The organism is Micromonospora sp. NBRC 110037 (genome assembly GCF_001652995.1).
GTDB lineage: Bacteria > Actinomycetota > Actinomycetes > Mycobacteriales > Micromonosporaceae > Micromonospora > Micromonospora chalcea.
The window spans coordinates 78,743-104,639 of record NZ_BBVA01000007.1 but is presented as its reverse complement, the minus strand read 5'-3'; the positions used below and the strand labels follow the sequence as shown (position 1 = coordinate 104,639).

General features: G+C 72.4%; 24 protein-coding genes. 16 read left to right on the top strand and 8 right to left on the bottom strand.

Annotation, left to right across the window (positions count from 1 at the left end; translation table 11 throughout):
• Positions 1 to 49 precede the first annotated feature (49 nt).
• Together meaB and A4R25_RS20925 are read left to right on the top strand one after the other, a co-directional pair.
• Entirely contained in the window at positions 50 to 985 is a 936-nt protein-coding gene (gene meaB, locus A4R25_RS20930; protein WP_240925857.1) for a methylmalonyl Co-A mutase-associated GTPase MeaB, read from the top strand.
• Between the two features lie 299 nt (positions 986 to 1,284).
• Positions 1,285 to 1,689, top strand: a complete 405-nt coding sequence (locus A4R25_RS20925) for an Asp23/Gls24 family envelope stress response protein (RefSeq protein WP_030503875.1) — start codon at positions 1,285 to 1,287, stop codon at positions 1,687 to 1,689.
• A 15-nt stretch (positions 1,690 to 1,704) separates the two neighbouring features.
• Here A4R25_RS20925 and A4R25_RS20920 read toward each other — a convergent pair whose 3' ends face one another.
• The gene (locus A4R25_RS20920) at positions 1,705 to 2,121 is read right to left on the bottom strand and encodes a winged helix-turn-helix domain-containing protein (RefSeq protein ID WP_030503874.1); all 417 of its coding nucleotides are present in this window, start codon (positions 2,119 to 2,121) and stop codon (positions 1,705 to 1,707) included.
• Positions 2,122 to 2,386: 265 nt separating this feature from the next.
• On the opposite strand from A4R25_RS20920, the gene A4R25_RS20915 reads away from it, so the two are divergent.
• The 5 genes from A4R25_RS20915 to A4R25_RS31200 all read left to right on the top strand — a co-directional run bounded on the left by A4R25_RS20915 (position 2,387) and on the right by A4R25_RS31200 (position 5,945).
• Positions 2,387 to 2,713, top strand: a complete 327-nt coding sequence (locus A4R25_RS20915; protein WP_373888012.1) for a DivIVA domain-containing protein — start codon at positions 2,387 to 2,389, stop codon at positions 2,711 to 2,713.
• The gene (locus A4R25_RS20910) at positions 2,710 to 2,967 is read left to right on the top strand and encodes a hypothetical protein (RefSeq protein ID WP_043328742.1); all 258 of its coding nucleotides are present in this window, start codon (positions 2,710 to 2,712) and stop codon (positions 2,965 to 2,967) included. The genes A4R25_RS20915 and A4R25_RS20910 overlap by 4 nt, the downstream gene beginning before the upstream one ends.
• Positions 2,968 to 3,119: 152 nt before the next feature.
• Positions 3,120 to 3,836, top strand: a complete 717-nt coding sequence (locus A4R25_RS20905) for a FadR/GntR family transcriptional regulator (RefSeq protein WP_223201326.1) — start codon at positions 3,120 to 3,122, stop codon at positions 3,834 to 3,836.
• A 191-nt stretch (positions 3,837 to 4,027) separates the two neighbouring features.
• Complete coding sequence (locus A4R25_RS20900) at positions 4,028 to 5,479, top strand: P1 family peptidase (RefSeq protein WP_064447813.1); 1,452 nt, start codon at positions 4,028 to 4,030, stop codon at positions 5,477 to 5,479.
• A gap of 265 nt (positions 5,480 to 5,744) precedes the next feature.
• Positions 5,745 to 5,945 carry a hypothetical protein gene (locus tag A4R25_RS31200; RefSeq protein WP_124778966.1) on the top strand — a complete coding sequence of 67 codons (201 nt, stop codon included), beginning with the start codon at positions 5,745 to 5,747 and terminating at the stop codon, positions 5,943 to 5,945.
• Positions 5,946 to 6,101: 156 nt separating this feature from the next.
• On the opposite strand, the gene A4R25_RS20895 is transcribed toward A4R25_RS31200, so the two are convergent.
• From A4R25_RS20895 to A4R25_RS20885, 3 genes are all read right to left on the bottom strand, one after another.
• Positions 6,102 to 7,622, bottom strand: coding sequence for an ABC transporter substrate-binding protein (locus tag A4R25_RS20895; RefSeq protein WP_064447812.1), 1,521 nt, complete (start codon positions 7,620 to 7,622; stop codon positions 6,102 to 6,104).
• 124 nt (positions 7,623 to 7,746) lie between these two features.
• Entirely contained in the window at positions 7,747 to 8,703 is a 957-nt protein-coding gene (locus A4R25_RS20890; protein WP_064447811.1) for a formylglycine-generating enzyme family protein, read from the bottom strand.
• A gap of 7 nt (positions 8,704 to 8,710) precedes the next feature.
• Positions 8,711 to 9,799 (bottom strand): 3-isopropylmalate dehydrogenase, encoded by a 1,089-nt coding sequence (locus A4R25_RS20885; protein ID WP_064447810.1) that lies wholly within the window; start codon positions 9,797 to 9,799, stop codon positions 8,711 to 8,713.
• A 185-nt stretch (positions 9,800 to 9,984) separates the two neighbouring features.
• On the opposite strand from A4R25_RS20885, the gene A4R25_RS20880 reads away from it, so the two are divergent.
• The 9 genes from A4R25_RS20880 to A4R25_RS20840 are packed head-to-tail and all read left to right on the top strand — an operon-like array spanning position 9,985 to position 20,919.
• The gene (locus tag A4R25_RS20880) at positions 9,985 to 11,511 is read left to right on the top strand and encodes a PLP-dependent aminotransferase family protein (RefSeq protein ID WP_064447809.1); all 1,527 of its coding nucleotides are present in this window, start codon (positions 9,985 to 9,987) and stop codon (positions 11,509 to 11,511) included.
• An 11-nt stretch (positions 11,512 to 11,522) separates the two neighbouring features.
• Positions 11,523 to 12,758, top strand: coding sequence for a M20 family metallopeptidase (locus tag A4R25_RS20875; RefSeq protein WP_043328753.1), 1,236 nt, complete (start codon positions 11,523 to 11,525; stop codon positions 12,756 to 12,758).
• The gene (locus A4R25_RS20870; protein WP_064447808.1) at positions 12,755 to 14,197 is read left to right on the top strand and encodes an aldehyde dehydrogenase family protein; all 1,443 of its coding nucleotides are present in this window, start codon (positions 12,755 to 12,757) and stop codon (positions 14,195 to 14,197) included. The genes A4R25_RS20875 and A4R25_RS20870 overlap by 4 nt, the downstream gene beginning before the upstream one ends.
• A gap of 22 nt (positions 14,198 to 14,219) precedes the next feature.
• Positions 14,220 to 15,164, top strand: coding sequence for an ABC transporter permease (locus A4R25_RS20865; RefSeq protein ID WP_064447807.1), 945 nt, complete (start codon positions 14,220 to 14,222; stop codon positions 15,162 to 15,164).
• Complete coding sequence (locus A4R25_RS20860; RefSeq protein ID WP_043328759.1) at positions 15,161 to 16,045, top strand: ABC transporter permease; 885 nt, start codon at positions 15,161 to 15,163, stop codon at positions 16,043 to 16,045. Before A4R25_RS20865 ends, A4R25_RS20860 begins: the two co-directional genes overlap by 4 nt.
• A gap of 5 nt (positions 16,046 to 16,050) precedes the next feature.
• A complete protein-coding gene (locus A4R25_RS20855; RefSeq protein WP_231915594.1) occupies positions 16,051 to 17,037 on the top strand; it encodes an ABC transporter ATP-binding protein in 987 nt (328 codons plus the stop codon).
• Entirely contained in the window at positions 17,034 to 17,858 is an 825-nt protein-coding gene (locus A4R25_RS20850; protein WP_030503861.1) for an ATP-binding cassette domain-containing protein, read from the top strand. Before A4R25_RS20855 ends, A4R25_RS20850 begins: the two co-directional genes overlap by 4 nt.
• A complete protein-coding gene (locus tag A4R25_RS20845; protein WP_064447805.1) occupies positions 17,855 to 18,610 on the top strand; it encodes an SDR family NAD(P)-dependent oxidoreductase in 756 nt (251 codons plus the stop codon). The genes A4R25_RS20850 and A4R25_RS20845 overlap by 4 nt, the downstream gene beginning before the upstream one ends.
• 8 nt (positions 18,611 to 18,618) lie before the next feature.
• A complete protein-coding gene (locus tag A4R25_RS20840; protein ID WP_064447804.1) occupies positions 18,619 to 20,919 on the top strand; it encodes an arylsulfatase in 2,301 nt (766 codons plus the stop codon).
• A 75-nt stretch (positions 20,920 to 20,994) separates the two neighbouring features.
• On the opposite strand, the gene A4R25_RS20835 is transcribed toward A4R25_RS20840, so the two are convergent.
• From A4R25_RS20835 to A4R25_RS20820, 4 genes are all read right to left on the bottom strand, one after another.
• Complete coding sequence (locus A4R25_RS20835) at positions 20,995 to 22,290, bottom strand: dihydrolipoamide acetyltransferase family protein (protein WP_064447803.1); 1,296 nt, start codon at positions 22,288 to 22,290, stop codon at positions 20,995 to 20,997.
• A gap of 14 nt (positions 22,291 to 22,304) precedes the next feature.
• Complete coding sequence (locus A4R25_RS20830; RefSeq protein WP_064447802.1) at positions 22,305 to 23,279, bottom strand: alpha-ketoacid dehydrogenase subunit beta; 975 nt, start codon at positions 23,277 to 23,279, stop codon at positions 22,305 to 22,307.
• A 27-nt stretch (positions 23,280 to 23,306) separates the two neighbouring features.
• Positions 23,307 to 24,437 (bottom strand): thiamine pyrophosphate-dependent dehydrogenase E1 component subunit alpha, encoded by a 1,131-nt coding sequence (locus tag A4R25_RS20825; protein ID WP_064447801.1) that lies wholly within the window; start codon positions 24,435 to 24,437, stop codon positions 23,307 to 23,309.
• Positions 24,438 to 24,553: 116 nt separating this feature from the next.
• Positions 24,554 to 25,885, bottom strand: coding sequence for an aspartate aminotransferase family protein (locus tag A4R25_RS20820; RefSeq protein WP_064447800.1), 1,332 nt, complete (start codon positions 25,883 to 25,885; stop codon positions 24,554 to 24,556).
• Between the last annotated feature and the right edge of the window lie 12 nt (positions 25,886 to 25,897).

Sequence of the window (25,897 nt, the reverse complement as noted above, 5' to 3'; positions counted from 1 at the left end):
CGCCCCGGCGGCGGCCACCGGCCCGGTGCGCCGCAGCCGGGACGTACCCATGCTTGTCGAGCGGGCCCGCGCGGGCGACCCCCGCGCGGTGGCCCGGCTGATCACCCTGGTCGAGTCCGGCGACGAGGTGCTGCCGCAGGTCGCGGCGGCGCTCGCGCCGTACGCCGGGCAGGCCCAGGTCGTCGGCCTGACCGGCTCGCCCGGGGTGGGCAAGTCGACCACCACGAACGAGCTGGTCCGGGCGTTGCGGGCGCGCGGTCACCGGGTCGGCGTGCTGGCGATCGACCCGTCCAGCCCGTTCACCGGCGGCGCCATCCTCGGCGACCGGGTCCGGATGCAGGACCACGCGACCGACCCGGGCGTCTACATCCGCTCGATGTCCAGCCGGGGCCACCTGGGCGGGCTCTCCGCGGCCACGCCGCAGGCGGTGCGGGTGCTGGAGGGCGCGGGCTGCGACGTGGTGCTGGTCGAGACCGTCGGCGTCGGGCAGGCCGAGGTGGAGGTGGCCTCGCTCGCCGACACCACGCTGGTGCTGCTCGCGCCGGGCATGGGCGACGCGATCCAGGCGGTCAAGGCCGGCATCCTGGAGATCGCCGACGTCTTCGTGGTCAACAAGGCCGACCGGGACGGCGCCGACGCCACGGTCCGCGACATCCAGGGCATGATCGCGCTCGGCGAGCGCGGGCCGGGGGAGTGGCGTCCGCAGGTGGTGCGCTCGATCGCCGCCCGCGCCGAGGGCATCGACGACATCGCCGCCGCGATCGACAAGCACCGCGACTGGCTGGAGCGCCACGGCGAGCTGCGCCGCCGCCGGGAGACGCGGGCCGCCGCCGAGATCGAGGCGATCGCGCTGGGCGTCCTGCGCGCGCGGATCGGCTCGCTGCGCGACGGTACGCAGCTCCCGACGCTCGCCGCCAAGGTGGCCGAGGGCGCCATCGACCCGTACGCGGCGGCCGACGAGCTGCTGGCCCAGCTAGGCTCCTGACCCGCCCCGCCCCGCCCCGCCCCGCCCCGCCCCGCCCCGCCCCGCTCCCGCCGAGATCTTGGTATGAAACGGCCCCCATAGGGGCCCTTTCGTACCAAGATCTCCACCGCTCCCACCTGGCGGAACGCCGATCTCGCGTGACGGGAGGCGCTCGCCGAACCTCGGGCCCACGCCACCCCACAACCCCGCGATCTTGCAGTTGCGGCCCCGGAGGCGCCTGCTTCGCGGCTTCTGTCGGGGCCGCAACTCCATGATCGACGGTCGATGTACGCTCCCCCGGACGAGGGAGGGTGGGACGCGTGGAGCACGACGCTACTCAGGAGCTGCCGGTGACACCTGGCGTGGTCGCGGGCGGGAGCACTTCGGTGTCGGACGAGGTGGTCGAGAAGATCGCGGTGGCCGCCGCGAAGTCGGTGCCCGGGGTGGCCGAGCTGGGCGGCGACATCGCCCGCTTCTTCAACGCCGTGCTGGACCGGGTCGGGCTGGACCAGGTCGGGGACGCGCGGCGCGGCTGCTCGGCGCACGTCACCGACGGGTCGGCAGTGGTCAACCTCGTCCTCGTGATCGATGCCGGCCACCCGGTGCCGCAGGTGACGAACGAGGTGCGGGCCGCTGTGGCGTCCGCGATCGAGGCGTACGGACTGCGCGCCGCCGAGATCAACATCCGGGTCGACGACGTGGCGATGGGTACGCCCACCGTCTGACGAGCGCCGCCCGGCTCAGTCGTGTGCCGGGCGGGTCAGCTCCACCTCGTCGCCCGGCAGCAACTCCACGTCGCCCTCCGGGCCGTGGATCTCGAGCACCGGTACGCCCTCGTCCAGCAGCATGTTCCGGCGCTCGGCGCCGGTAGGCATCCGCGCGACGACTCTCGCGCCCGCGGCCAGCTCCACCTGCCTGCGTTGCGGCGTCTCCCGGACCCGCGTGCCGAGCGGACGGCTGGTGGTGACGAGCCCTTCCGATCGCAGCAGCGAAATCGCCATCCGGACCGCGTCGCGGCCGATCTGGTGTTCCTGGCTGAGCCGCGACTCGCTGCCGACACTCGCCCCGGGCGGCAGCGCGCCCGATTCGATCTGCTCCCGGATCAGGTCGGCGAGCTGGACGTAGACCGGCGTGTGCGAGCGCGGATCGATGGTCATGACGTAAGCCTTGTGCCCCGATAGATCTGACCCATCAAGGCTTTATGGCAATGATGGATTGTAGCCATGTTGGATTCTTGCTATGGTCGGAGCGTGTTCGCGCGGTAACCGGCGGACATGACTCCTTCGAGTGCGCTCAATCTCGACTGCCCCGGTGCCGTACCGCGAAGTGACGCTGCGGTGGCGGGGCGGGCGGGTCCGCCCGCGCGCGGCGGGCGGGTGGTCCCGCCCTTCCAGTCCCTTCGACCACGAGAGGCAGGCGTTCGTGCGGTGGAACATCCGGTGGCCCGGTCGGCGCGCGCGAGCCGGTCGCGGCACCACCCAGCCGGGCTGCTACCGGGCGGCCAACTACACGCCGTTGCGCCCCTGGCAGGTGCGGGAACGGCGGTTCCGGACGACGCGGCTGGGCCGGCGCGGGCTCGACCCGGCCGAGGTGCACGAGTTCCTCGACCGGGTGGCGCTCGACCTGGCCGACGTCTACCGGGCGCTCGGCGTCAGCCGGGAGGAGACCGCGCGGGTCCGGAACGCGCTGCGGCGCTGGCAGTCCGAGCAGGCGCAGATGCGGATGAACGCGGGAGCGTACCGTCGATGAGTCCCCGCGAGCGGTTCGTCATCCACCTGCCGGTCGTCGCCGGTGACCTGGCCGGCGCCGTACGCCTGGCCCGGGTCGTGGCCCGCTGGTCGGGCGTGCTCGCCCAGGCCGACCCGGGCGAGACCACCGTCTCGGCCGAGGACGAGCAGGGCGTACGCCATCGGGTCTTCTGTGATCTGCGGATGGGCGACGGCCGGCGCTGCCTGCTGCGGGCCGACCACGACGGCCCGTGCGCCCGCCGGCCGCTCCGGTGACCCGCCGCCCGGCCTGCGCACTCGTCGCGACGGGCGGGGGCTGACCGCCGCACGGGTCGATGCACCGTACCGTTGTTCCCAGCGGCGCGAGGCCGCCGTGCGTCGGGAGGTTCGCCATGCCGAAGGGTGTCTCGTTCGCTCCAGTGCGAACCGTGAGGGCGTACGAGGGGATCGTCCGGCAGGTCGAGGAGCGGATCGCCGCCGGGGTTCTGCGGCCGGGGGACCGGCTGCCGAGCGAGCGCGAACTGACGACGCAGTTCGACGTCAGCCGGTCCACTGTGCGTGAGGCGCTGCGCGTGCTGGAGAGCAGCGGCCTGATCCGTTCGCGTCCCGGTGACCCGCTCGGGCCGCAGGTGATCGCCTCGACGGCCTCGGCGATGCGCAAGCTGTTCGCCCGGGTCGTGGACAGCCGGCGGCTCGGCGTGGCGGAGTTGCTCCAGTTCCGGATGATCATCGAGTCGGCGGCCGGTTCCGTCGCCGCCCGGATGGCGTCACCGTCCGAGCTGGACGAACTGGAGCAGGCGTTGGCGGGCATGCGGGACGCGGTGGCCGACGGCTACGAGGCGTTCAGCGCGGCCGACGTGCGCTTCCACGAGCACGTCGCCCGGCTGTCCGGGAACGAGTTGCTCGTGCTCTGCCTCGACGCGGTCCGGAGCATGGTGCTGGACCTGATCTCCACCAAGCTCGCCGAGTCGCCGGACCGCGAGGCCCTGATGGAGCGCACCCTGGCCCACCACCGCCGCGTTCTCGACGCGATGCGCGCCGGTGAGGCCGACGAGGTCACCCGGCTGACCCGCGAGGAACTGCACCGCTACTACGCCGAGTACGTGCCGGAGGCGCGCCGCTCGATGGTGGACGTATTGCTCTGAATCCGCCTGATGTGGCCTGACCTCGGATTATGAGAGTCGGCCATCAGCTGAGCAGGCTCTTCCCTTCAACTGGTCTGACCAGTAGCCTCCCCCACATCTCGTCGTGTACCACGGGGGACCACCAGTTGCCCAATGCATCGACCGCCCCGGATTGGGGCGGAGGTCGCACCGCTTCACATGGGAGAAGCTGCATGAAGTCGTCCAGATTCGCCGCGATCGCCGCGGCAGCCCTGGTCTGTCCGGGACTCGTGCTCGTCGGGTCGCCCGCGTCGGCCAACCCCGCCGCCGGCGCCCCGGGCGCCCACAACGCCATCACCGACGTTCCCGGAATCCAGGTCGGCCAGGTTCAGTCCGACACCGCCCCGTACCTGACCGGCACCTCCGTCGTGTACATGCCGCAGATGTCTGTGGCGAGTGTGGACCAGCGTGGCGGCGCCCCCGCCACCAAGGAGACCGACCTGCTCAGCCCGCTCAACTCGAACCCGGGCGTCAACGCGATCCAGCTCGGTGGCAGCAGCATGTACGGGCTGTCCGCCACCAACGGCATCATCCGCTGGCTGGAGGACCGCGGCGAGGGCGTACGCGTCGGCGCCGGCGGTGTGGCCCCGATCGTCCCGGCCGCGGACATCTTCGACCTCGGCCGCGGCGGTGACCCGAAGGCGCGCACCTCCGCCGAGTGGGGCTACCTCGCGGCGCAGGCCACTTCGGACGGTCCGGTCCGTCAGGGCGGCGTCGGCGGCGGCACCGGCGCCCGCGGCGGCGGCCTGCGCGGCGGCGTCGGCACCGCCAGCGTCCACCTCGGCGACGGCATCTACGTCGGCGCGATGGTGATCGTCAACCCGGCCGGCTCCCCGGTCGACCCGGCCGACTGCACCCTGTACGGCGTCAAGTTCGGCATCGGCAACGAGTTCGCCGGCTACAAGGCTCCGAAGAAGCAGGAGTGCAACCCGCCGAGCACCGCCGCGCAGCAGCCGGCGAACACCACGATCGCCGTGGTCGCCACCAACGCGCCGCTGGAGAAGGCCGCTGCCCAGCGGATGTCCGGCAACGCGCACGACGGCATGGCCCGCGCGATCAGCCCGATCCACACCCTGGGCGACGGTGACACCGTCTTCGCCGTCTCCACCGGCAAGGGCGAGGCGCTGCAGATCAACGACCCGGCCGACACCCGTCAGCTGAACGCCATCTTCAACGCCGGCGCCAGCACGCTGGCCCGTGCCATCGCCAAGGCCGTTCTCTCGTCCGAGAGCATCGGCAACACCACCAGCTACTGCGACCGCTACCCCTCGGCCTGCAAGGGCATGAAGCAGCTCAAGCAGTGGCGTACGCAGGGCAACGCCCCGGACGTGACCCCGGAGACCTTCGCCCAGGCCACGCAGGCGCTGGCGCAGACCCCGGTCCCCGCGCCGGCCGGTGCCGACAACGGCAAGCCCAAGCCCAAGCCGAAGGCCGCTCCGGCGGGCAACACCACGCAGCAGGAGTCGCAGAACGGCATGGTCCTCGCCTCCGACAACACCGGCGGTCCCGCGCTCTCCACGGGCGTGACCACGGGCCTGCTGGCCGCCGGCATCCTGGGCGTCGGCCTGCTGGGCATGCACCTGCGGGGTCGCCGCCGGGGGCAGGCGTCCGACCAGCTCGCCTGACACGCACGCCGTCTCACCCTCGCGCCGGTAGCTAGGCGCATGTGAACGATCGAGGCGGGTTCCGTCCACTCCGGACGGGACCCGCCTCGCTGCGTTCCTCACCCCACCCGCCCCGCGCGGCGCGCCCGGCGTGCGCCCGGCGTGCGCCTTGCCGATCTTGGACTTGTGGTGGCTCACGAAAGTCGCCACTCGGGCATCCTGGGCGCCACAACTCCAAGATCGGCGGAGTGGGCCGTCACGGCCCGCGCACCTCGAAGCAGGGCAGATGCTGGGCGCCCCGGACGCAGCCGGCCAGGCGTGGGGAGCGCGCCGCCTCGGCGGGTTGCTGCGCAGCGCTGTCGCCGGACTCCAGGGCCGGGCGTACGCAGTTCAGCCCCGGCTCGGCGACGATCGTCGACGTCCCGCGTCCGGGCAACGCGAACCCGGCTCGGCGATGCTCGTGCCGGTGCCCCGGGCGTTGCCCTAGAGGCCGTCGGCCGGCCCGAGCCGCTGCCGGGCCAGCCGGTGTCGGGGCGACCCGAGGCACGCCTGCACCATCACCTCGACCTCCTCGCGGGTGCAGGCACACGTAGAAGGACCTGGTGGGCGGAGCCCACCAGGTCCTTCTACGTCGTGGTGCTGGTTACTTCTTGGAGACCTTGGTGACGTCGAACGACTGGGTCACCGCGTCCTTCGGGTAGCCCTCGACGCCGTCGCGGATCACCGCCAGGTTCGGCAGCAGGAACAGCCAGTCGCTGGCCGCCTCCTGCGAGATGACCTTCGCGGCCTCGGCGAACTTCTTGTCCCGGGTGGCCGCGTCCAGGGCCGTGTCGGCCTCGTTCATGAGCTGCGTGACGGCCGGGTTCTTGTACCGGTAGTAGTACTCCGGCTGGCCGTAGCGGACCAGGTCACGGGGCTCGACGTGGGCGATGATCGACATGTCGTAGTTGGCCTTGCCGAGCACCTTGTCCAGCCACTGCGGCATCTCGACGTTGTTCTGGGTCACCTTGATGCCGACCTCGGCGAGCTGCGAGGCGACGAACTGCGCGGAGGCGCGGGCGTAGCCGGGCGGCGGGACGTCCATGGTCAGGGTGAGCCCGTTCGCGTGACCGGCGTCGGCGAGCAGCTGCTTGGCCTTGGCGGGGTCGTGCGGGAAGTCACCGGTGCGGTCCTCGTACCACGGGTCGCTCGGCGGCACCATGCTGCCGATCTTCGTGCCGTAGCCGGACCACACCGTCTTGATCAGCGCGTCGTGGTCGATCGCGTGGCGGATCGCCTGGCGCACCCGGACGTCGGCCAGCGGGCCCTTGCTGTTGTTCATCGACAGGACGACCTCACCGGTCGTCTTGCCCTCGATCACCTGGAACTGCTTGTTGCCCTTGAACACCTCGAGCAGCTGCGGCGCCTGGATGTTCGCCACGATGTCGAGCTGGCCGGAGAGCATCGCGTTGTTCAGCGCGTTCGCGTCGGTGATGTAGCGGAAGACGGCGGTGGCGACCTTCGCCTTCTCACCCCAGTAGCCGTCGTTGCGCACCAGGGTGATGCTGTCGCCCCGGTTCCACTTGTCGAACTTGAACGGGCCGGTGCCGTTCGGCTTGGTCCCCAGGTCGGTGGCGTTCTCCTTGAGCACCACGCCGACGCGGCCGGCGACGTCGAACAGCCAGCTCTGGCTCGGCCGCGACAGCGTCACCTCCACGGTGGACGCATCCGGCGCCTCGACGGTCTTCACGACCGTCATCTGGGACTTGAACGGGTTCGTCGAGCCCTCCGCGGTCACCCGCTTGAAGCTCCACACCACGTCCTGCGCGGTGAGCTTCTGGCCGTCGTGGAAGGTCACGCCGTCGCGGAGCTTGAACGTGTACTTGGTGCCGTCGTCGGACATCTTCCATTCGCTGGCCAGCAGCGGCTCCACCTCACCGGTGTCCGCGTTCTGGCGCACCAGGCCCTCGTACACGTTGTAGAGCAGGACCTGCGGGATCGCGGCGCCGGCCTCGGCGGTCAGGTCGAGGCTCACCGGCTCGAGGTAGGCACCGAGGGTGACCGTACCGTTGCCGGAACCGCCACCGCCGGTGGTGGTCTCGGAGTCACCATCGCTACTGCACGCGGTCAGAGCCAGCGCCGTGGCGAGCAGCACGGCGGGCAGCGTTATCTTCAGCCGATTCATTCGTGTGTCCCATCGCGAAGAACGCCAAGGGCGCTCGTAGCCTGTGAGGCGGGACACTAGGAGTGTGGTACCCGATGCAAAAGGGCCAGTTCAGCGGGGTCGGCAGGTACCAATCGGCGTCTGACTACCGGGCCACCCGGAATCCGGTGTTGCCACTTGAGGAGTCAACGGTGGTCCGACTCCGTGCGGCCACGCGGTAACGGTTGCAATAAGAGTCGTGGCAGAGGTACGAACCACCCCTGATGACGCTCTCACCTGGTGAGACGTGTCCTCGGCGGTCGCGCCAGGGTTCGGCCGTGAGTTCCCAAACGTTGCCCGCGACGTCGTACAGGCCGTAGCCGTTCGGCGGAAACGCGGTCACCGGAGAGGTGCCCACGAACCCGTCGTCCGCCGTGTTGACAGCGGGAAAGGCGCCCTGCCAGATGTTGCACAGGTGCCGCCCGCCCGGGGTCAGCTCGTCGCCCCAGGCGTAGCGGGCCTGGGACAGCCCGCCGCGTGCCGCGTACTCCCACTCGGCCTCGGCCGCCAGCCGCGTCCCCGACCACTCGCAGTACGCCTCGGCGTCCCGGTGGGAGACGTGGACGACCGGATGCCGCTCGCGTCCGGACAGGCCCGAGCCGGGCCCGTCCGGGGCCGCCCAGCGCACCCCCTCGACCGCCAGCCACCAGGGCGCGCCCGGCACCGTGGCGTCGAGCACCCACGGGTGCGCGGACGGGGCGAGCAGCAGGTGGAAGACGAAGGACCAGCCGTACCGTTCCGCGTCGGTGCGGTAGCCGGTGGCCTCGACGAAGCGGGCGAACTGCCGGTTCGTCACCGGTGTCGCGGCGATCTCGAACGGGGCCACGGTGACCGGGCGGACCGGCCCTTCCAGGTCCTCCGGGAAGCCCTCCGGATCGTCGGTGCCCATGAGGAAGGTACCGCCGGGCAGCGCGATCAGGTCGTCCGTACCGGCGGGGCCGGCGCGGACGGCACTGGGGCCGGCCGTCGATCCGGCGGCGGCGGGCGGGCGTTTCGGCGCGCAACACGGCGACGGCGGAGGGCTTCCTCCGCCGTCGTCCGGTTCAGCCGATTCGGTGCTCACATCCGCGCTACGCCGGCAGGGCGTCCGCCTGGTACGCGTCCTCGCTGATGGCGGCGGCGACGGCGTCCCCGAAGTCCTCCGTCGACATGCCCATCTCCGGCCCGCGCATCGCGCCCAGGCGCGGCAGCACCGCCTTCACCCCGTCCTCCAGGCTGCGGGCCGCCTCCGGGTGGCCCAGGTGCTCCAGCATCAGCGCGGCGCTGAGGATCGACCCGGCGGGGTTGGCCCAGCCCCGGCCCGCGATGTCGGGCGCGGAGCCGTGCACCGGCTCGAACATGCTCGGCGCCGACCCGGTCGGGTTGAGGTTGCCGCTCGCGGCCAGGCCGAGACCGCCCTGCACGGCCGCGCCGAGGTCGGTGATGATGTCGCCGAACAGGTTGTCGGTGACCACGACGTCGAACCGCTCCGGCTGGGTGACCAGGTAGAGGCACATCGCGTCGACGTGCACGTACTCCACCGAGATCTCCGGGTACTCCGCCGCGACCTCCTCGAAGGTCCGCTGCCACAGGTCGCCGGCGTACGTGAGGATGTTCGCCTTGTGCACCAGGGTCACGTGCTTGCGGCGGGTCAGGGCCAGCCGGAAACCGTGCCGGATGAGGCGTTCGACCCCCTTGCGCGTGTTGACCGACTCCTGGGTGGCGATCTCGTCCGGCCCGCCCCGGTGGATGAAACCGCCGGCACCGACGTAGGCGCCCTCGGTGTTCTCCCGCAGGATCACCAGGTCGCACTGCTCCGGACGCAGCCCGCCGATGGGCGAGGGCACACCTGGTAGCAGCTTGACCGGCCGCAGGTTGACGTACTGGTCGAAAGCGGTCCGCAGATGGATGACCAGGCCGCGTTCCAGCACCCCGGGTGGCACCGAGGGGTCGCCGACGGCGCCGAAGAGAATGGCGTCCGCCTTGGCCAGTTCCCGCTCCACGTCCGGCGGCACGACCTGGCCGGTGATCCGCCAGTAGTCCGCGCCGAGTTCGTAGTCTTCCCAGACCAGGTCCAGCCCGAACCGCTGGGCGGCGGCGTCGCACGCCTTGACCGCCTGCGCGGTGACCTCCGGTCCGATGCCGTCGCCGGGCACCAGCGCGATTCGCTGGGCGCTCATTAGTCCACCTCTGTCCGCGTGCAGGAGACCCTCACCTGCCATCGTCGGCCAAGAGTGGCGGGATCGGGCCCTCCGCAACAGGTCCAGGTCTCCGGCTAGGCTGGTACCAGCGGGATGCGGATGGTGTGCGCAGGAGTGCGACGACGGGACGAGGCGAGATCCCCGCGAGAGGTGGGGAGGTCGAGATGGCGGATTTTCTGCTGCCGGTCAACCCGCAGAGCTCGGTTCCGCTCTACGAGCAGATCATCACGGGGCTCGAGGACGCGATCCTCGCGGGGCAGTACGACGACGGCCCGCTGCCCAGCACCCGCCGTCTGGCCGAGGCGCTGGGCGTCTCCCGGAACACGGTGCTGACCGCGTACGACCGGCTCATGGAGCAGGGCCTGATCGCGACGATTCCCCGGCGCGGCCTCTACGTCTCCTCCGAGGCGGTGGTCCGGATGCGGGCCGCGCGCCGGACCTCCCGCTCCGCGACACGGCCCATCGACTGGGAGGCACGGCTGCCCGAGCCGCCGCCCACCCCCGTACACCGGGACCCGGCGTGGTCGCGGGCGCCGTTCCCCTTCGTCGTCGGCCAGCCGGATCCCGGCATGTTCCCCACCGGCGCGTGGGAGCGGGCGCAGCGCGAGGCGGTACGGCAGGACGGGCTGTCCCGGGTGATCGGGGACGCCGGCCAGGCCGACGACCCGCAGCTCGTCCGCCAGCTCTGTGAGCACGTGCTGCCGTCGCGTGGCATCTCGGCCGAGCCGAACCAGGTGATGATCACGCTGGGCTCGACGCACGCGCTGCACCTGCTGGCGAGCGTCCTGGTCCGGCCGGGCAGCGTCGTGCTGGTGGAGGACCCGGGCTACCCCGACGCGCGGACGATCATGCAGATGGCGGGCGCCGACGTGGTGCCCGGCCGGGTGGACGAGGACGGCCTCGTCGTGGAGGACCTGCCGGCCGACCTGCACGGCGCGGAGCTGGTGTACGTCACGCCGAGCCACCAGTACCCGACCGGCGCGACGATGTCGGCGTCCCGGCGTGAGGAGCTGCTGCGCCGGGCCGGCGCGGCGGACGCGGTGGTGATCGAGGACGACTACGACCCGGAGATGACGTTCCGGGGCATCCCGGCGGTCGCGGTGCGGGCGCTGGACGACGAGGACCGCGTGGTCTACCTCGGCAGCTTCAGCAAGCTGCTGGCGCCGGGCCTGCGGCTCGGTTACGTGGTGGCGTCCCCGGCGCTGGTGGAGGCGATGCGGGCCCGCTCCCGCTACGTGCTGCGCCACCCGCCCGGACCGATGCAGCGCGCCCTGGCCCGGATGATCGCCAGCCGGGACCTCGCCCGCCACGTGCGGCGTATCCGCGCCCACTACCAGGGGCTGTACGAGGAGATGACGCGCGCGATCGAGCGCCACGTGCGCTGGGGGCCGCAGCCGGTGCCGCGCGGCGGCCTGGCCCGGTGGATCACCGGCCCGCCCGGTCTGGACGCCGGGCAGCTCGCCGTCGACCTGCGCCGCCAGGGTGTCCTGCTCGACCCGGGCGAGCCGTACTGGACCACCCGCCCCACCCCGCGTCACCACTTGCGGCTGGGGTACCAGGTGATGCCGCTGGACCGGATCGACGAGGGGGTCCGGCGGGTCGCCGCGGCCGTAGAAGACCAGGTCCGGCCACGGCTGGTACCCCCACCGACCCGGAAACTGGACGTTCCCCTCCGGGGTCGGAGTTCGTAACCTCCGACGCCATGACGTCGGACACCCATGCCTCCCTCCGCGCCGGCCATCTCGTGGACGAGCAAGCCGTCGTGTCGCTCACCCAGGACCTGGTCCGCATCCCCTCGACCTGGGACGCCGCGCAGGGGCGGAGCGAGCAGCCAGTGGCGGAGCTCGTCGCGCAGGTCATGCGGGGCTTCGGCTGGCGGCCGGAGGTCACCGAGGTCGTTCCCGGGCGGCCCAACGTGGTGGCGGTGGTGGAGGGCGGCCTGCCCGGTCCGACGCTGATGTTCGAGGGGCACACCGACGTCGTCACCGAGGGTTCTCCCGAGGAGTGGACGGTCGACCCGTTCGGCGGCGACATCGTCGACGGGCGGCTGTACGGTCGCGGCTCCGCCGACATGAAGGCCGGCGTCGCCGCGATGATCCACGCGGCCCGGGCCGTCGAGCTGGCCGGACCGTTCCCGGGCCGGATCGTGGTGGCGGCCCTGGTGGACGAGGAGGGCCAGATGCTCGGCGCGAAGCACTTCACCACCACCGCGCTGGCCCGCGAGGTGGACGCCGCGATCATCTGCGAGCCGGAGGCGGAGGAGATCTGCGCGGTCGCCAAGGGCGCGGTCCGCCTGCTGGTCACCTGCACCGGCAAGATGGCGCACGGCGCGATGCCGCAGCACGGCCGCAACCCCGTACCGGCGGTGGCGGAACTGGTGGCCGCGCTCGGCCGGTACCAGAAGGAGCTGCAGGCCGACCCGGGGGAGCACGAGCACCTCGGCCTGACGTTCCTGACCCCCACGGTCCTGGACGCCGGCTCCGCCGACCAGCTCAACGTCATCCCCGGCCGCGCCGTGCTCGGCGTGGACTGCCGGACCGTCCCCGGCGTCGACCACGCCGCGCTCGCCGCGCGCGTGCGCTCCGACGCCGACGAAATCGGCGCCCGGCACGGCGTCAGCTTCGCCGTCGAGGTCGTCGACGACCGGCCGTGCGCGGTCACCCCGGAGGACCACCCGATCTCCCTGGCGGTGGCGCAGGCGCACAGCGCCGTCACCGGCACGGCGCCGGTCTTCGGCGGTGTGCCCGGCGCGACCGACGGCACCATCCTGTGGCGCGACAGCGGCATCCCGAACGTGGTGTACGGCCCCGGCCCGAAGTGGATCGCCCACCAGCCCGACGAGTACGTCGAGGTCGACGACATCGTCCGCAAGACCAGGGTCTACGCCGAGGCGGCGCTGGCCTTCCTCACCGGCGCCGCGACGGGTGCGGCGTCGTGACCGCGCAGGAGCTGCTGGGCGCGCTGCCCGCCGGACTGCCGATCGGCGCCGGCTGGGCCGCCACCGCGCAGACCGCGCCGGTCCGCTTCCCGTACGACGGCAGCACCGTGACCCAGGCGCCCTGGGGTGACACCGCCGACGCGGAAGCGGCTGTCGACGCCGCGCACGAGGTCGCCGCGGAGATGGCCGGCCTGCCCGGTCACCGGCGGCGCGCCATCCTCACGACAGTCGCCGCCGAGGTCCGCGCCCGCGCCGACGACCTCGCCGAACTGCTGGTCCTGGAGACCGGCAAGCCGCTTGTCGACTGCCGGGTCGAGGTCGCCCGCACGCTCGTCACGCTGGAGACGGCGGCCGAGGAGGTCGGACACCTCACCGGCGAGACGGTGGCACTGGACATGCAGCCGGCCGGCGAGGGCATGCTCGGCTTCTGGGTACGCCGACCGGTCGGCGTCGTCGTCGGCATCACCGGGTTCAACTACCCGCTGCTGCTGGCCGCGCACAAGGTCGCGCCGTCGGTGGCGGCGGGCTGCCCGGTGATCGTCAAGCCGGCGCCGAACACGCCGCTGGCCACGCTGGTGCTGATCGACCTGTTCCGCCGGGCGGGCTGCCCGGCCGCCGGCGTCCAGCTCGTCACCGGCGGTGTCGAGGTCGGCAAGCTCCTGACCACCCACCCGCGCGTCGCCGCCGTGTCGTTCACCGGGTCCGCGCAGGTCGGCCACCAGATCGCCCGCGCCGCGGCCCCGCGCAAGGTGCTGCTGGAACTCGGGTCCAACGCGGCGCTCGTCGTCGGCCGCGACGCCGACCTCGACCGGGCCGCGGAAGCGGTCGTACGCGGCGGGTTCTACGCCTCCGGCCAGGCGTGCATCAGTGTGCAGCGGGTGATCGTCGAGGAGCCGGTCCGCGAGGCGCTGCTGGACCGCCTCCGGCCGCTGCTGGCGAACGTCACCACAGGTGATCCCCGGTCCGCCGACACCCGCGTGTCCGCCCTGGTGGACGAGGCGTCCACCGAGCGGGTCCACTCGTGGGTGGACCGCGCGGTCGCCGCCGGGGCGCGCTGCCTGGCCGGCGGTACGGCGCAGGGCCGGGTGCTGCAGCCGACGGTGCTCGTCGACGTCCCCGAGGGCGCCGAGTGCTGGGCGGAGGAGATCTTCGGGCCGGTGGTCTGCGTCCGGTCGGTGCCGGACATGGACGCGGCAGTCGAGCTGGTCAACCGGTCCCGCTACGGGCTCCAGGCCGCCGTCTTCACCCGCGACCTGGCGGTGGCCCTCGACGTGGTGCGCCGCCTCGACGTCGGTGGCGTGCTCGTCAACGAGGTGCCCGGCTTCCGCGCCGACAACATGCCGTACGGCGGCGTCAAGGACTCCGGCATCGGCCGGGAGGGACCGCGCTTCGCCATGGAGGAGCTGACCGTGACCAAGATGGTGATGATCAGGCCATGATTCGGAGTGGGAGCACACAGGCATGGTGATCTACTTCGTCCGGCGGCTGGCCATCCTCGCGGTATCCCTGTTCGCCGCGTCGATCCTCGTCTTCACGATGCTGTCGCTGCTGCCGGGCGACCAGGCGCAGGCGATGCTCGGCGTGAACGCCACCCCGGAGGCGCTGGAGGCGCTGCGGGAGCAGTTCGGGACGAACCGCCCCTTCACCGAGCGGTACCTCGACTGGGCCGGCGGCCTGATCCGCGGTGACTTCGGCATCTCGCCGCTGAGCGGGGTGTCGGTCGGCTCGGAGATCGGCGACAAGCTCGGCGTCACGGTGCCGCTGATCCTGGCCGGGATGACGCTGGCGCTGCTCATCGCCGTACCGCTGGGCATCCTCGCCGCGGTGAAGAGCCGGACCGCGATCGGCACGGCGCTGTCCGCGCTGAGCCAGGTCGGCATCGCCGTTCCGTCGTTCTGGCTCGGCATCCTGCTCATCACCGTGTTCGCGGTGAAGCTGCAGTGGCTGCCCGCCGGCGGGTTCACCGGATGGGACGACTTCGGCGGCGCCGTGCGGGCCCTGCTGATGCCGGCGCTGGTCCTCGGCGTGGCCCAGGGCGCGATCCTGATGCGCTACGTCCGGTCCGCGGTGGTCGAGGTCATGCAGGAGGACTTCATCCAGACCGCGCGGGCCAAGGGACTCAGCCGCTCGCAGGCGCTGACCCGGCACGCGCTGCGCAACGCGGCCGTTCCGGTCATCACCGTCCTCGGTCTGCAACTCGCGACGCTGCTCATCGGCACCGTCGTGATCGAGAACGTCTTCGGCCTGCCCGGTCTCGGCCGGATGCTGCTGCAGGACGTGGGCAACCGCGACCTGCTGAAGGTGCAGGGCACGGTGATGGTGCTGACCGCCGCGGTGCTTCTGATCAACTTCGTCGTCGACGTGGTGTACCACGCGGTCGACCCCAGGCTGAGGAGCAAGGCATGACATCAGTCGCCGACGCCCCACCGGACGCCACCGCCGACGTCGTCGCGGCCGGCCCGGTCAAGCCGCGCCGCCGCTGGAACCTCACGCTGGTGATCGGCGCCGGCCTGGTGGGCCTGGTCGTCCTCACCGCGCTGGTGTCGTTCCTCTGGACGCCGTACGACCCCACCCGGGTCGACCCGTCGCAGACGCTGCTCTCCCCGGGCGGCGACCACTGGCTCGGCACCGACCACTTCGGCCGGGACATCGTCAGCCAGCTCCTCGTCGGCGCGCGGACCACACTGTTCGTCGGCGTCGTCGCGGTGGCGATCGCGGCCGTCGTCGGCGTACCGCTGGGTCTGCTCGCCGCCACCGGGCACCGCTGGCTCAGCGAGCCGGTGATGCGGGCGCTGGACATCGTGTTCGCGTTCCCGGCCATCCTGCTGGCGATCATCCTGGCCGCCGGCTTCGGCGCCTCCACGCTCACCGGCATGATCGCGATCGGCGTCGCCAACGTCCCGGTGTTCGGCCGCCTCACCCGGGCCGGCGCGATGCAGGTGCTGCAGAGCGACTTCGTGCTGGCCGCGCGCAGCTACGGCCGCCGGGGCGTGGTGCTCATGGTCCGGTACGTGCTGCCCAACATCGCGGCCCTGCTGATCGTGCAGGCGTCGGTGTCGTTCGCGCACGCGGTGCTCGCCGAGGCGGCGCTGTCCTACCTCGGGTACGGCACCCCGCCGCCGACCCCCACCTGGGGCCGGATGCTCCAGGAGGCCCAGAACTACTTCGTCGTGCAGCCGATGCTGGCCGTCTGGCCCGGTCTGGCCATCGCCCTGTCGGTGCTCGGGTTCAACCTCATGGGCGACGGGCTGCGCGACGCCCTCGACCCGCGGCTGAGAGGACGGTGACCGGCGTGAGCGGGCTCGTGGTGGAGGACCTCGTCGTCAAGGTCCACGACATCCAGGCCGTCAAGGGCGTCTCGTTCGAGATCGGGCGGGGCCGGCGGATGGGGCTCATCGGCGAGTCCGGCTGCGGCAAGTCCCTGACCGCGCTCGCGCTGATGGGCCTGCTGCCGCACGGTGTGACCGCGTCCGGCCGGGTGCTGCTCAACGGGCGGAACCTGCTCGACCTGTCCGACAAGCAGATGTGCGCGGTCCGCGGCAACGACATCGCCATGGTGTTCCAGGAGCCGATGACGGCGCTGAACCCGCTGATGCGGGTCGGCAACCAGGTCGCCGAGTCGCTGCGGCTGCACAAGGGGATGAGCCGCGCGGCGGCCTCCGCCCGCGCCGTCGAACTGCTCGAACGGGTCCAGCTGCCCGAGCCCGACCGGACCGCGCGCAAGTACCCGCACCAGCTCTCCGGCGGTCAGCGCCAGCGGGTCGTGCTGGCCATCGCGCTGGCGTGCGACCCGGCCGTGCTGGTCGCGGACGAGCCCACCACCGCGCTGGACGTCACGGTGCAGGCGGAGATGCTGCGGCTGATGGACACGCTGGTGCGCGAGGAGGGCGCGTCGCTGCTGCTCATCACGCACGACCTGCCGGTGGTCGCCAGCATCTGCGAGGAACTGCTCGTCATGTACGGCGGCTCGATCGTCGAGCACGGCGACGTGACGACGGTCTTCGACTCGCCCCGGCACCCGTACACGGCGGGCCTGCGGGCGTCGACGGTGCTGGAGAGCACCGACGGCAGCGGCCGACTGTCGACCATCCCGGGCCGCGTGCCGTCGCTCGGGTCGTTCCCCACCGGCTGCGTGTACCGCAACCGCTGCCCGCGCGCCGACGACGTCTGCGGCACCGTGCCGCTGCTGACAGCGCCGCCCGGCAGCACCCAGCGGGCCGCCTGCCACCACCCGATCGAGAGCGACCAGCCCCTAGGAAGCGGGAAGGCCAGCGCATGACCACCACCCCGTTGCTGGAAGCCGTCGACGTGGTGCGCGAGTACCGCGCCCCGCGGCGGTCGCTGCGTACGCCGGGCCAGCCGATCCGCGCGCTCGACGGCGTGAGCGTGCAGGTCCACGAGGGCGAGGCGTTCGGCATCGTGGGGGAGAGCGGCTCCGGCAAGTCGACGCTGTCGCGCATCCTCATGGCCCTCGACCAGCCGACGTCGGGCACCGCGTTCTACAACGGCCAGCGCATCAGTGGCGTACCGGAGCGGAAGCTCGCGTTCCTGCGGCGCGACGTGCAGATGGTGCTCCAGGACCCGATGTCGTCGCTGAACCCGCGGATGCGCGTCGCGGACATCATCGCGGAGCCGATGCGCGCGCTGCGCCTGCCCGGCGACCACCGGGCCCGGGTGGCCGAGCTGATGCACTCCGTCGGCCTGCCCGAGGAGGCGGTGACCCGCTACCCGCACCAGTTCTCCGGCGGTCAGCGGCAGCGCATCGCGATCGCCCGCGCCCTCGCGGCCGGGCCGAAGGTCATCGTCGGGGACGAGCCGGTCAGCGCGCTCGACGTGTCGGTGCGCGCGCAGATCCTCAACCTGCTCACCGACCTGGCCGAGCAGTTCAAGCTGACCCTGATCCTGGTCTCCCACGACCTGTCCGTGGTCCGGTACCTCTGCGACCGGATCGCGGTGATGAACCAGGGCCGGATCGTCGAGACGGGTGACACCGAATCGATCTACTCCGACCCTCAGCACCCCTACACCCAGAGGCTGCTGTCCGCGGTGCCCACCCTGAGCGGCGACCTCCTGGACCGATTCAACAGGAGCAGCACATGAGGTTGGTTGACCGCGTCGCCGTCGTCACCGGAGGCGCCAGCGGCATCGGACTGGCCACCGTCGGCCGGCTGGTCGAGGAGGGCGCGCGCGTCGTCATCGCCGACCTCGACGGCGACCGCGCCGCCGAGGCGGCCGCCGGCTTCGGGTCCGCCGTCGTCGGCGTGGCCTGCGACATCACCCGGGCGCAGGACTGCCGCGCCGCCGTCGAGACCGCCGTCGAGCGGTTCGGGCGGCTCGACCTCATGCACGCGAACGCCGGTACGCCGTTCACCGGACCGGTCGACGAGGTGGACCAGGCGACGCTGGACCGCGTGATCGACGTCAACCTCAAGGGCGCGTTCTGGACCGCGCAGGCGGCCGTGCCCGCGCTGATCGAGGCCGGCGGCGGCTCGATCGTGTTCACCGCGTCCCTGCAGGCCGTCATCGCCCGCCCCCGGTACGCGCCGTACACCGCCGCCAAGCACGGCGTCATCGGCCTGATGAAGGCGCTGGCGCTGGAACTCGCGCCGCACGGCATCCGGGTCAACGCGATCGCCCCGGCGGCGACCGAGACGCCGATGCTGTCGGCGTTCCTCGGTGGCATGGGCGACGTGCCGGACAGCGCCCGGGAGAACTTCCGCGCGTCGATCCCGCTGGGCCGCATGGCGACGCCACGGGACTCCGCCGACGCGGTGGTGTTCCTCGCCAGCGAGGAGGCGCGGATGGTCACGGGCCACACGCTCGTCCTCGACGGCGGCACGACGGCCGGCTGAGGCGTACCGTGACCAGTTCGCTGGCGGACCCTCCGTACGAGGGCACGATCGGACGCACCTACCACGACTCGACGGAGCACTGGAGCGCGCCGCCGTCGGCCGCCCCGGGCACCCCGAACGTGGTGTACGTGCTGCTGGACGACGTCGGGTTCGCCGACTTCGGCTGCTTCGGCGCCGAGATCGACACCCCGACGATCGACCGGCTGGCCGCGTCCGGGCTGCGGTACACCAACTTCCACACCTCGCCGCTGTGCTCGCCGACCCGGGCCAGCGTGCTCACCGGCCGCAACCACCACAGCGTCGGCATGCGCATGCTGTCCAACTTCGACAGCGGCTTCCCCAGCGGCCGGGGCCGGATCACCCACGCCGCCGCCACCGTCGCGGAGATGCTCGCCGACGCCGGGTTCAACACCATGGCGGTCGGCAAGTGGCACGTCGCGCCGCTGGAGCACACCACGCCGTCCGGGCCGTACGACCAGTGGCCGCTGGGGCGCGGCTTCGAGCGGTACTACGGCTTCCTGGAGGCGGAGACCGACAACTTCTATCCGGAGCTGGTCCACGACAACCACCAGGTGGACCCGCCGGCCACCCCGGAGGAGGGTTACCACCTCACCGAGGACCTGACCGACCGGGCCATCGGGTTCGTCCGGGACCAGACGTCGTTCACCCCGGAGAAGCCGTTCTTCCTCTATCTGGCGTACGCCGCGGCGCACGCCCCGCACCAGGCCCCGCCGGAGTACCTGGCGAAGTACCGGGGCCGCTACGACGCCGGCTGGGACGTCGTCCGCGCGGACCGGCACCGGCGGCAGATCGGGCTGGGCATCATCCCGCCGGACGCGCCGCTGCCACCGCACAACCCCGGCGTCGTGCCGTGGGACGACGTGCCGCCGGAGCAGCGCCGCCTGTTCGCCCGCATGCAGGAGGCGTACGCGGCGATGGTCGACCACACTGACGCCCAGCTCGGGCGCCTGGTCGACTTCCTGGAGCGGATCGGCCGCCTCGACAACACGATCTTCGTCCTCATGTCGGACAACGGGGCCAGCCCCGAGGGCACGCCGCTCGGCACGCTCAACCCCACCGCCTTCCAGAACCGGGTGCCGGAGAACCTCCAGGACAGCCTGGACCGGATCGACGAGATCGGCGGCCCGCGGGCGCAGAGCAACTACCCGCTGGGCTGGGCGCAGGTCAGCAACACCCCGTTCCGCCGTTACAAGCAGCACACCCACGAGGGCGGGGTCCGGGTGCCGTTCGTGCTGAGCTGGCCGGCCGGTGACGTGCCCGGCGGGCAGGTGCGCACGCAGTTCCAGCACAGCATCGACGTCACCGCGACGGTGCTCGACCTGGTCGGGGTGCAGCCGCCCGCGGTGCGCCGGGGCGTACCGCAGATGCCGCTGCACGGCCGCAGCTTCCGCGACGGGCTGCGCGACCCGGCGGCGCCGCCGTCGCGGGACCGCCAGTACTTCGAGATGTTCGGCCACCGGGGCATCTACCACCAGGGCTGGAAGGCTGTCGCGTTCCACGAGCGCGGCACCTCGTGGGACGAGGACCGCTGGGAGCTGTACCGGATCGACGAGGACCCGACCGAGAGCCGGGACCTCGCCGCCGAGTACCCGGAGGTGCTGCGGCGTCTCATCGAGGAGTTCTGGATCGAGGCGGCCCGCTACGACGTGCTGCCGCTGGACGACAGGGGATTCGCGGTCCGGGCCCGGGTGCCACGCCCCGGGTCGGTGCGGGACCGGCTGGTGTTCACCTACCTGGCGGGCGTACCGACTGTGTCCGGCGCGGCGGTGCCGCCGACGATGAACCGCTCGCACGCCATCACCGCGCGGGTGCGCCGCACCGACGCGGCGCAGGGCGGCGTGATCGTGGCGCTCGGCAACGTCAGCGGCGGCTACGTGCTGCACATCAAGGACAACCGCCTGGTGTACGAGTACAACTACCTCGGCGAGCACCACGTGCTGCGGTCCGAGGGCGAGCTGCCGCTGGGCCCGGTGGAGCTGACCTTCGAGCTGACCAAGACCGCCGACTGCCAGGGCGTCGGCCGGCTGTACGTGGACGGCGAGGCGGCGGGCGCGGCGCTGTTCCCGCGGTTGCTGCCGTTCTTCCACGGGTTCGCCGGCATGGACATCGGGCGCAGCATCCACTCGCCGGTGTCGCCGAGCTACCCGGCCCGGCACGAGTTCTCCGGCGAGCTGGAGTACGTGCGGTTCCGGCTGGCCGCGTCCGAGGAGGTCGGCGAGCCCATCGCGGCGGCGGACGACGTCGCGCCGCGACCGTCGGCCGGCGTGGGGTTCGAGGTCGTGGACTGACGCGCGCGGCGCGTACGGCGACGGCGCGTGGACGGACCTCGTTGTCCGTCCACGCGCCGTCTGTCTGCGGGGGCCTCAGCGCAGGGCCAGGCCCCACAGCGGGTCCTCCAGGAACCGCCCGACGTGGGCGAGCACCCGGCTGCCCAGCTCCCCGTCCACGAGCCGGTGGTCGAACGACAGCGACAACTGCACCGTCCACCGGGGAACGACCTGCTCGTCGACGACCCACGGCATGCGGCGCAGCGCGCCGAGGCAGAGGATCGCCGCCTCACCGGGGTTGAGGATCGGGGTGCCCGCGTCCACTCCGAACACCCCGATGTTGGTGATGGTGACGGTGCCGCCGGCCAGGTCGGCGGGACGGGTGCGGCCCTCCCGCGCGGTGGCTGCCAGCTCGTTCAGCGCGACCGCGAGGTCCCGTACCGGAAGGGTCTGCGCGGCCTTGACGTTCGGCACCAGCAGGCCGCGCGGCGTCGCGGCGGCGATGCCGAGGTTGACGTCGGCGAACCGGACGATCTCCTGGTTCTCCTCGTCCCACCGGGCGTTGACGTCCGGGTGCCGGCGGATCGCGTCCAGCAGCGCCAGCGACGCCACGAGCAGCGGGCTGACCTTGATGCCCTGGAAGGACGGGTCCTGCTTCAGCCGGTCCACGAACTCGACGGTGCCGGTCATGTCGACGGTGAGGAACTCCGTGACGTGCGGCGCGGTGAACGCGCTGGCGACCATGGCGGCGGCCGTCGCCTTGCGCACCCCGCGTACCGGCAGGCGCTCGTCCCGCCGGACGTCGGTCGCCGGCGCGGGGCCGGTGGTGTGGTCGAGCAGGTCCTGGCGCGTGATCCGACCGCCGGGGCCGCTGCCGCGCACGTCGGCCAGTTCCACGCCGAGGTCCTTGGCGAGCTTGCGCAGCGGCGGCTTGGTGAGCACCGGCGGCCGGGACGTGTGCGGCCGGCGGGCCGGCTCGGCCGGGCGGACCGACGGCGTGGCGCGGCGGGGCCGGCGGGTCCGCGCCTGGGCGGACACCCCGTAGCCCACGAGCACCGCGGTACGTTCCGCCGCCGGCTCGTCAACGGCCGGTTCGTCAGCGGTCGGCGGTGCGGCCGCGGGCTCGTCGGCGGGCGTCGCCGGGCCGTCGCCCGGCACCCGGATCGCGATGATCGGCGAGCCGACCTCGACGGTCTGCCCCTCCTCGGCGAGCAGGCGGTCCACCACCCCGGCGTACGGGCTGGGCAGCTCGACGACGGCCTTTGCCGTCTCGATGTCCACCAGGATGTCGTTGAGGCCGACCGGATCGCCCGGAGCGACCCGCCAGGTGACGATCTCGGCCTCCGTGAGGCCCTCGCCGACGTCGGGCAGGCGGAACTGCTGAACGCTCACTGGTACCTCTCCCTTCACGCGGCCAGGACGCGGTCGACGGCGTCGAGGATCCGGTCCAGGTCGGGCAGGTACTCCTCCTCGACCTTGGCCGGCGGGTACGGCAGGTTGAACCCGCCGACCCGCTCGACCGGCGCCTCCAGCGAGTAGAAGCACCGGCTCGTCACCTGCGCGACGACCTCGGCGCCGAACCCGGCGAAGGTGGGGGCCTCGTGGACCACCACCGCCCGCCCGGTACGGCGGACCGACTCCTCGATGGTCGCCACGTCCAGCGGGGAGATGGACCGCAGGTCGATCACCTCGATGTCGCGGCCCTCCTGCGCCGCGGCCTCGGCGGCGGCGACGCAGGTGGCGACGGTGCCGCCGTACGTCAGCAGCGTGACGTCGGCACCGGGGCGCACGACGCGGGCGCGGTGAAGCGGCATCGGCGGCCCGGCGTCCTCCGGTGTCACCTCGCCCTTGACCCAGTAGCGGCGCTTCGGCTCGTAGAAGATCACCGGGTCGTCACCGGCGATGGCCTGGCGGATCATCCAGTGCGCGTCGTCCGGGCTGGCGCAGTAGACGACCCGCAGCCCGGCGGTGTGCGCGAAGTACGCCTCGTTCGACTCGCTGTGGTGCTCCACCGCGCCGATGCCGCCGCCGACCGGGATGCGCACCACCACCGGCAGGGCGGTACGGCCGCCGGTGCGGGCCCGCATCTTGGCGAGCTGGGAGACGATCTGGTTGAACGCGGGGTAGACGAAGCCGTCGAACTGGATCTCGCAGACCGGGCGGTACCCGCGCAGCGCCAGCCCGATGGCGGTGCCGATGATCCCGGACTCGGCGAGGGTGGTGTCCACCACCCGGGCCTCGCCGAAGTCCTTCTGCAGACCGTCGGTGACCCGGAAGACGCCGCCGAGCCGGCCGACGTCCTCGCCCATCAGGAGGACCTTGTCGTCGTCCTCCATGGCGCGGCGCAGGCCGCTGTTCAGTGCCTGACAGAGAGTGAGCATGAACGAGTTCTCCGATCGGGGCGGACGTCAGTCGAGGAAGGAGCCGCGGTAGGCGACGAACGCGTCGCGCTCCTCCCGCAGAAGCTGGGGCACGTCGGACAGCACCGTGGCGAAGGCGTCCGCGAGGTCCGGCGCCGTCAGGGCCAGGCACTCCCGGCGGGTCCGGTCGGCGAGTTCGTCCGCCTCGGCCTGGATCTGGCCGAGGAACGTCTCGTCGCTCCAGCCCTCGGCGCGCATCAGCGCCTCGACCCGGGCCAGCGGGTCCCGCGCCCGCCAGGCTTCCAACTCGTCGTCGGTGCGGTACCGGGTCGGGTCGTCGGACGTGCTGTGCCCGCCCATCCGGTACGTGGTGGCCTCGACGATCGCGGGGCCGGCGCCGGCGCGGGCGTGCTCGGTCACCGCTGACGTCACCGCGTACACCGCCAGCACGTCGTTGCCGTCGACCCACTCGCTGCGCAGGCCGAACCCGGCGCCGCGCCGGTGGATCGGGGTACGCGTCTGCGACGCGGTCGGCGTGGAGATGGCCCACTGGTTGTTCTGGCAGAAGAACACCATCGGGGCGGCGTTGACGGCGGCGATGTTCATGGCCTCGCTCGCGTCGCCCTCACTGGCCGCGCCGTCACCGAAGTACGTCACGACCACCGTGTCGCTGCCGTCGCGCTGCACGCCGAGCGCGTACCCGGTGGCGTGCAGCAGCTGCGCGGCCAGCACCAGCGTGTAGATGTGGAACGAGTACGGCTCCGGGTCCCAGCCGCTGTGCGCGACGCCGCGCCACTGCCGGAGCAGGTCGGCCGGGCCGATGCCGCGCCACAGCGCCGCCGCGTGCTCGCGGTAGCTCGGGAAGACGTAGTCGTCGGCGCGTACCGCCGCGACGGAGCCGACCTGTGCGGCCTCCTGGCCACGGCACTGCAGCCACAGGCCCAGCTCGCCCTGTCGCTGCAACGCGAACGCCTCGTCGTCGAGGCGGCGGGCCAGCCGCATCCCCCGGTACAGGTCGCGGGTGAGGCGGCCGAGGGCGTCTCGGTCGACGTCCACGTCCGGGTGCAGGCGTCCGTCCGGGGTGACGAGCTGGGTCCAGCCCTCGGCGGCGCGCGGAAGGTCGGTGGTGCCGGTGAAGGGGTTGGTGACCGGTGGGTCGGCGAGATCTACGGTAGTCATTCGTCACCTTCTGGGTGCGTCGGTCTCCGCGTCACCGGGGTCGCCGGCCGTCTCGCGGATCTCGGATATGGGACCGCCCGCCGGGGTGGACCCGGCGGGCGGTGATGGGCGTACGTCTAGACCGTGTGCCGGTCGGCGAGTGTCAGCGCCTCGTCGAGGACCGCCAGTCCCGCCTTGGCCTCCGTCTCCGACACGGTGCAGGGCGGCACCACGTGGATCCGGTTGAAGTTGGCGAACACCACCAGGCCGCCCCGCTTGCACTCGGCCAGCACGTCGTTCATCTCCGGCGACGAGGCCCCGTACGGCGCCAGCGGCTCCCGGGTCTCGCGGTCGCGGACCAGTTCCAGCGCCCAGAAGACGCCGAGCCCGCGTACGTCCCCGACGCTCGGGTGCCGCTCGGCGATCTCGCGCAGCCCCGGGCCGAGCACGTCCGCGCCGATCCGGGCGGCGTTCTCGACGATGCCCTCGTCCCGCATCGCGTTGATGGTCGCGACGGCGGCGGCGGTGGCCAGCGGGTGGCCGGAGTAGGTCAGCCCGCCGGGGTAGGGGCGGGTGGCGAACGTGCCGGCGACGTGGTCGGCGATCACCACCCCGCCGAGCGGCACGTAACCGGAGTTCACGCCCTTGGCGAAGGTGATCAGGTCGGGCGTCACGCCGTAGTGGTCGATGGCGAACCAGGCGCCGGTACGCCCGAACCCCGCCATCACCTCGTCGGCGATGTAGAGGATGCCGTGCCTGTTGCACAGCTCGCGTACGCCGGCCAGGAAGCCCGGCGGCGGCGGCATGATGCCGGCGGTGCCCGGCACGGTCTCCAGCACGATCGCGGCGATGGTGGACGGGCCCTCCATCTCCACGACGCGTTCGAGGTGGCGCAGCGCGAGCCGGCTCTCCTCCTCCTCGGTCGTGGCGCCGAACTCCGACCGGTACAGGAACGGGCCGAAGAAGTGCACGACCCCGGCGGTGCCGTTGTCGCTGGGCCAGCGACGCGGGTCGCCGGTCAGGTTCACCGCGGTCTGGGTGCCGCCGTGGTAGCTGCGGTACTGGGACAGCACCTTCGGCCGGCCGGTGTGCAGCCGGGCCATCCGGACGGCGTGCTCGATCGCGTCCGCGCCGCCGTTTGTGAAGAACACCTTCTCCAGGCCCGCCGGGGTCCGCTCGGCGATCAGCCGGGCCGCCTCGCTGCGGGCGTCGTTGGCGTACGACGGCGCGATGGTGCACAGCTTGGCGGCCTGCTCCTGGATCGCCGCCACGACCGCCGGGTGCTGGTGGCCGATGTTGGTGTTGACGAGCTGGGAGGAGAAGTCCAGGTAGCGGTTCCCGTCGCCGTCCCAGAAGTACGAGCCCTCGGCGCGCTCGACGACCATCGGGTCGAGCAGGGCCTGGGCCGACCAGGAGTGGAAGACGTGGGCGCGGTCGAGTTCGTAGGTGCGGCGTGCGCTGGTGCTCATTGTCGCGTCTCT

Excerpts from the sequence above, each read along its gene's own strand:
- meaB (WP_240925857.1), top strand. The coding sequence starts at position 50 with ATGCTTGTCGAGCGGGCCCGCGCGGGCGACCCCCGCGCGGTGGCCCGG.
- A4R25_RS20920 (WP_030503874.1), bottom strand. The coding sequence starts at position 2,121 with ATGACCATCGATCCGCGCTCGCACACGCCGGTCTACGTCCAGCTCGCC.
- A4R25_RS20910 (WP_043328742.1), top strand. The coding sequence starts at position 2,710 with ATGAGTCCCCGCGAGCGGTTCGTCATCCACCTGCCGGTCGTCGCCGGT.
- A4R25_RS20900 (WP_064447813.1), top strand. The coding sequence starts at position 4,028 with ATGAAGTCGTCCAGATTCGCCGCGATCGCCGCGGCAGCCCTGGTCTGT.
- A4R25_RS31200 (WP_124778966.1), top strand. The coding sequence starts at position 5,745 with ATGCTGGGCGCCCCGGACGCAGCCGGCCAGGCGTGGGGAGCGCGCCGC.
- A4R25_RS20895 (WP_064447812.1), bottom strand. The coding sequence starts at position 7,622 with ATGAATCGGCTGAAGATAACGCTGCCCGCCGTGCTGCTCGCCACGGCG.
- A4R25_RS20885 (WP_064447810.1), bottom strand. The coding sequence starts at position 9,799 with ATGAGCGCCCAGCGAATCGCGCTGGTGCCCGGCGACGGCATCGGACCG.
- A4R25_RS20880 (WP_064447809.1), top strand. The coding sequence starts at position 9,985 with ATGGCGGATTTTCTGCTGCCGGTCAACCCGCAGAGCTCGGTTCCGCTC.
- A4R25_RS20875 (WP_043328753.1), top strand. The coding sequence starts at position 11,523 with ATGACGTCGGACACCCATGCCTCCCTCCGCGCCGGCCATCTCGTGGAC.
- A4R25_RS20865 (WP_064447807.1), top strand. The coding sequence starts at position 14,220 with ATGGTGATCTACTTCGTCCGGCGGCTGGCCATCCTCGCGGTATCCCTG.
- A4R25_RS20860 (WP_043328759.1), top strand. The coding sequence starts at position 15,161 with ATGACATCAGTCGCCGACGCCCCACCGGACGCCACCGCCGACGTCGTC.
- A4R25_RS20850 (WP_030503861.1), top strand. The coding sequence starts at position 17,034 with ATGACCACCACCCCGTTGCTGGAAGCCGTCGACGTGGTGCGCGAGTAC.
- A4R25_RS20845 (WP_064447805.1), top strand. The coding sequence starts at position 17,855 with ATGAGGTTGGTTGACCGCGTCGCCGTCGTCACCGGAGGCGCCAGCGGC.
- A4R25_RS20830 (WP_064447802.1), bottom strand. The coding sequence starts at position 23,279 with ATGCTCACTCTCTGTCAGGCACTGAACAGCGGCCTGCGCCGCGCCATG.
- A4R25_RS20825 (WP_064447801.1), bottom strand. The coding sequence starts at position 24,437 with ATGACTACCGTAGATCTCGCCGACCCACCGGTCACCAACCCCTTCACC.
- A4R25_RS20820 (WP_064447800.1), bottom strand. The coding sequence starts at position 25,885 with ATGAGCACCAGCGCACGCCGCACCTACGAACTCGACCGCGCCCACGTC.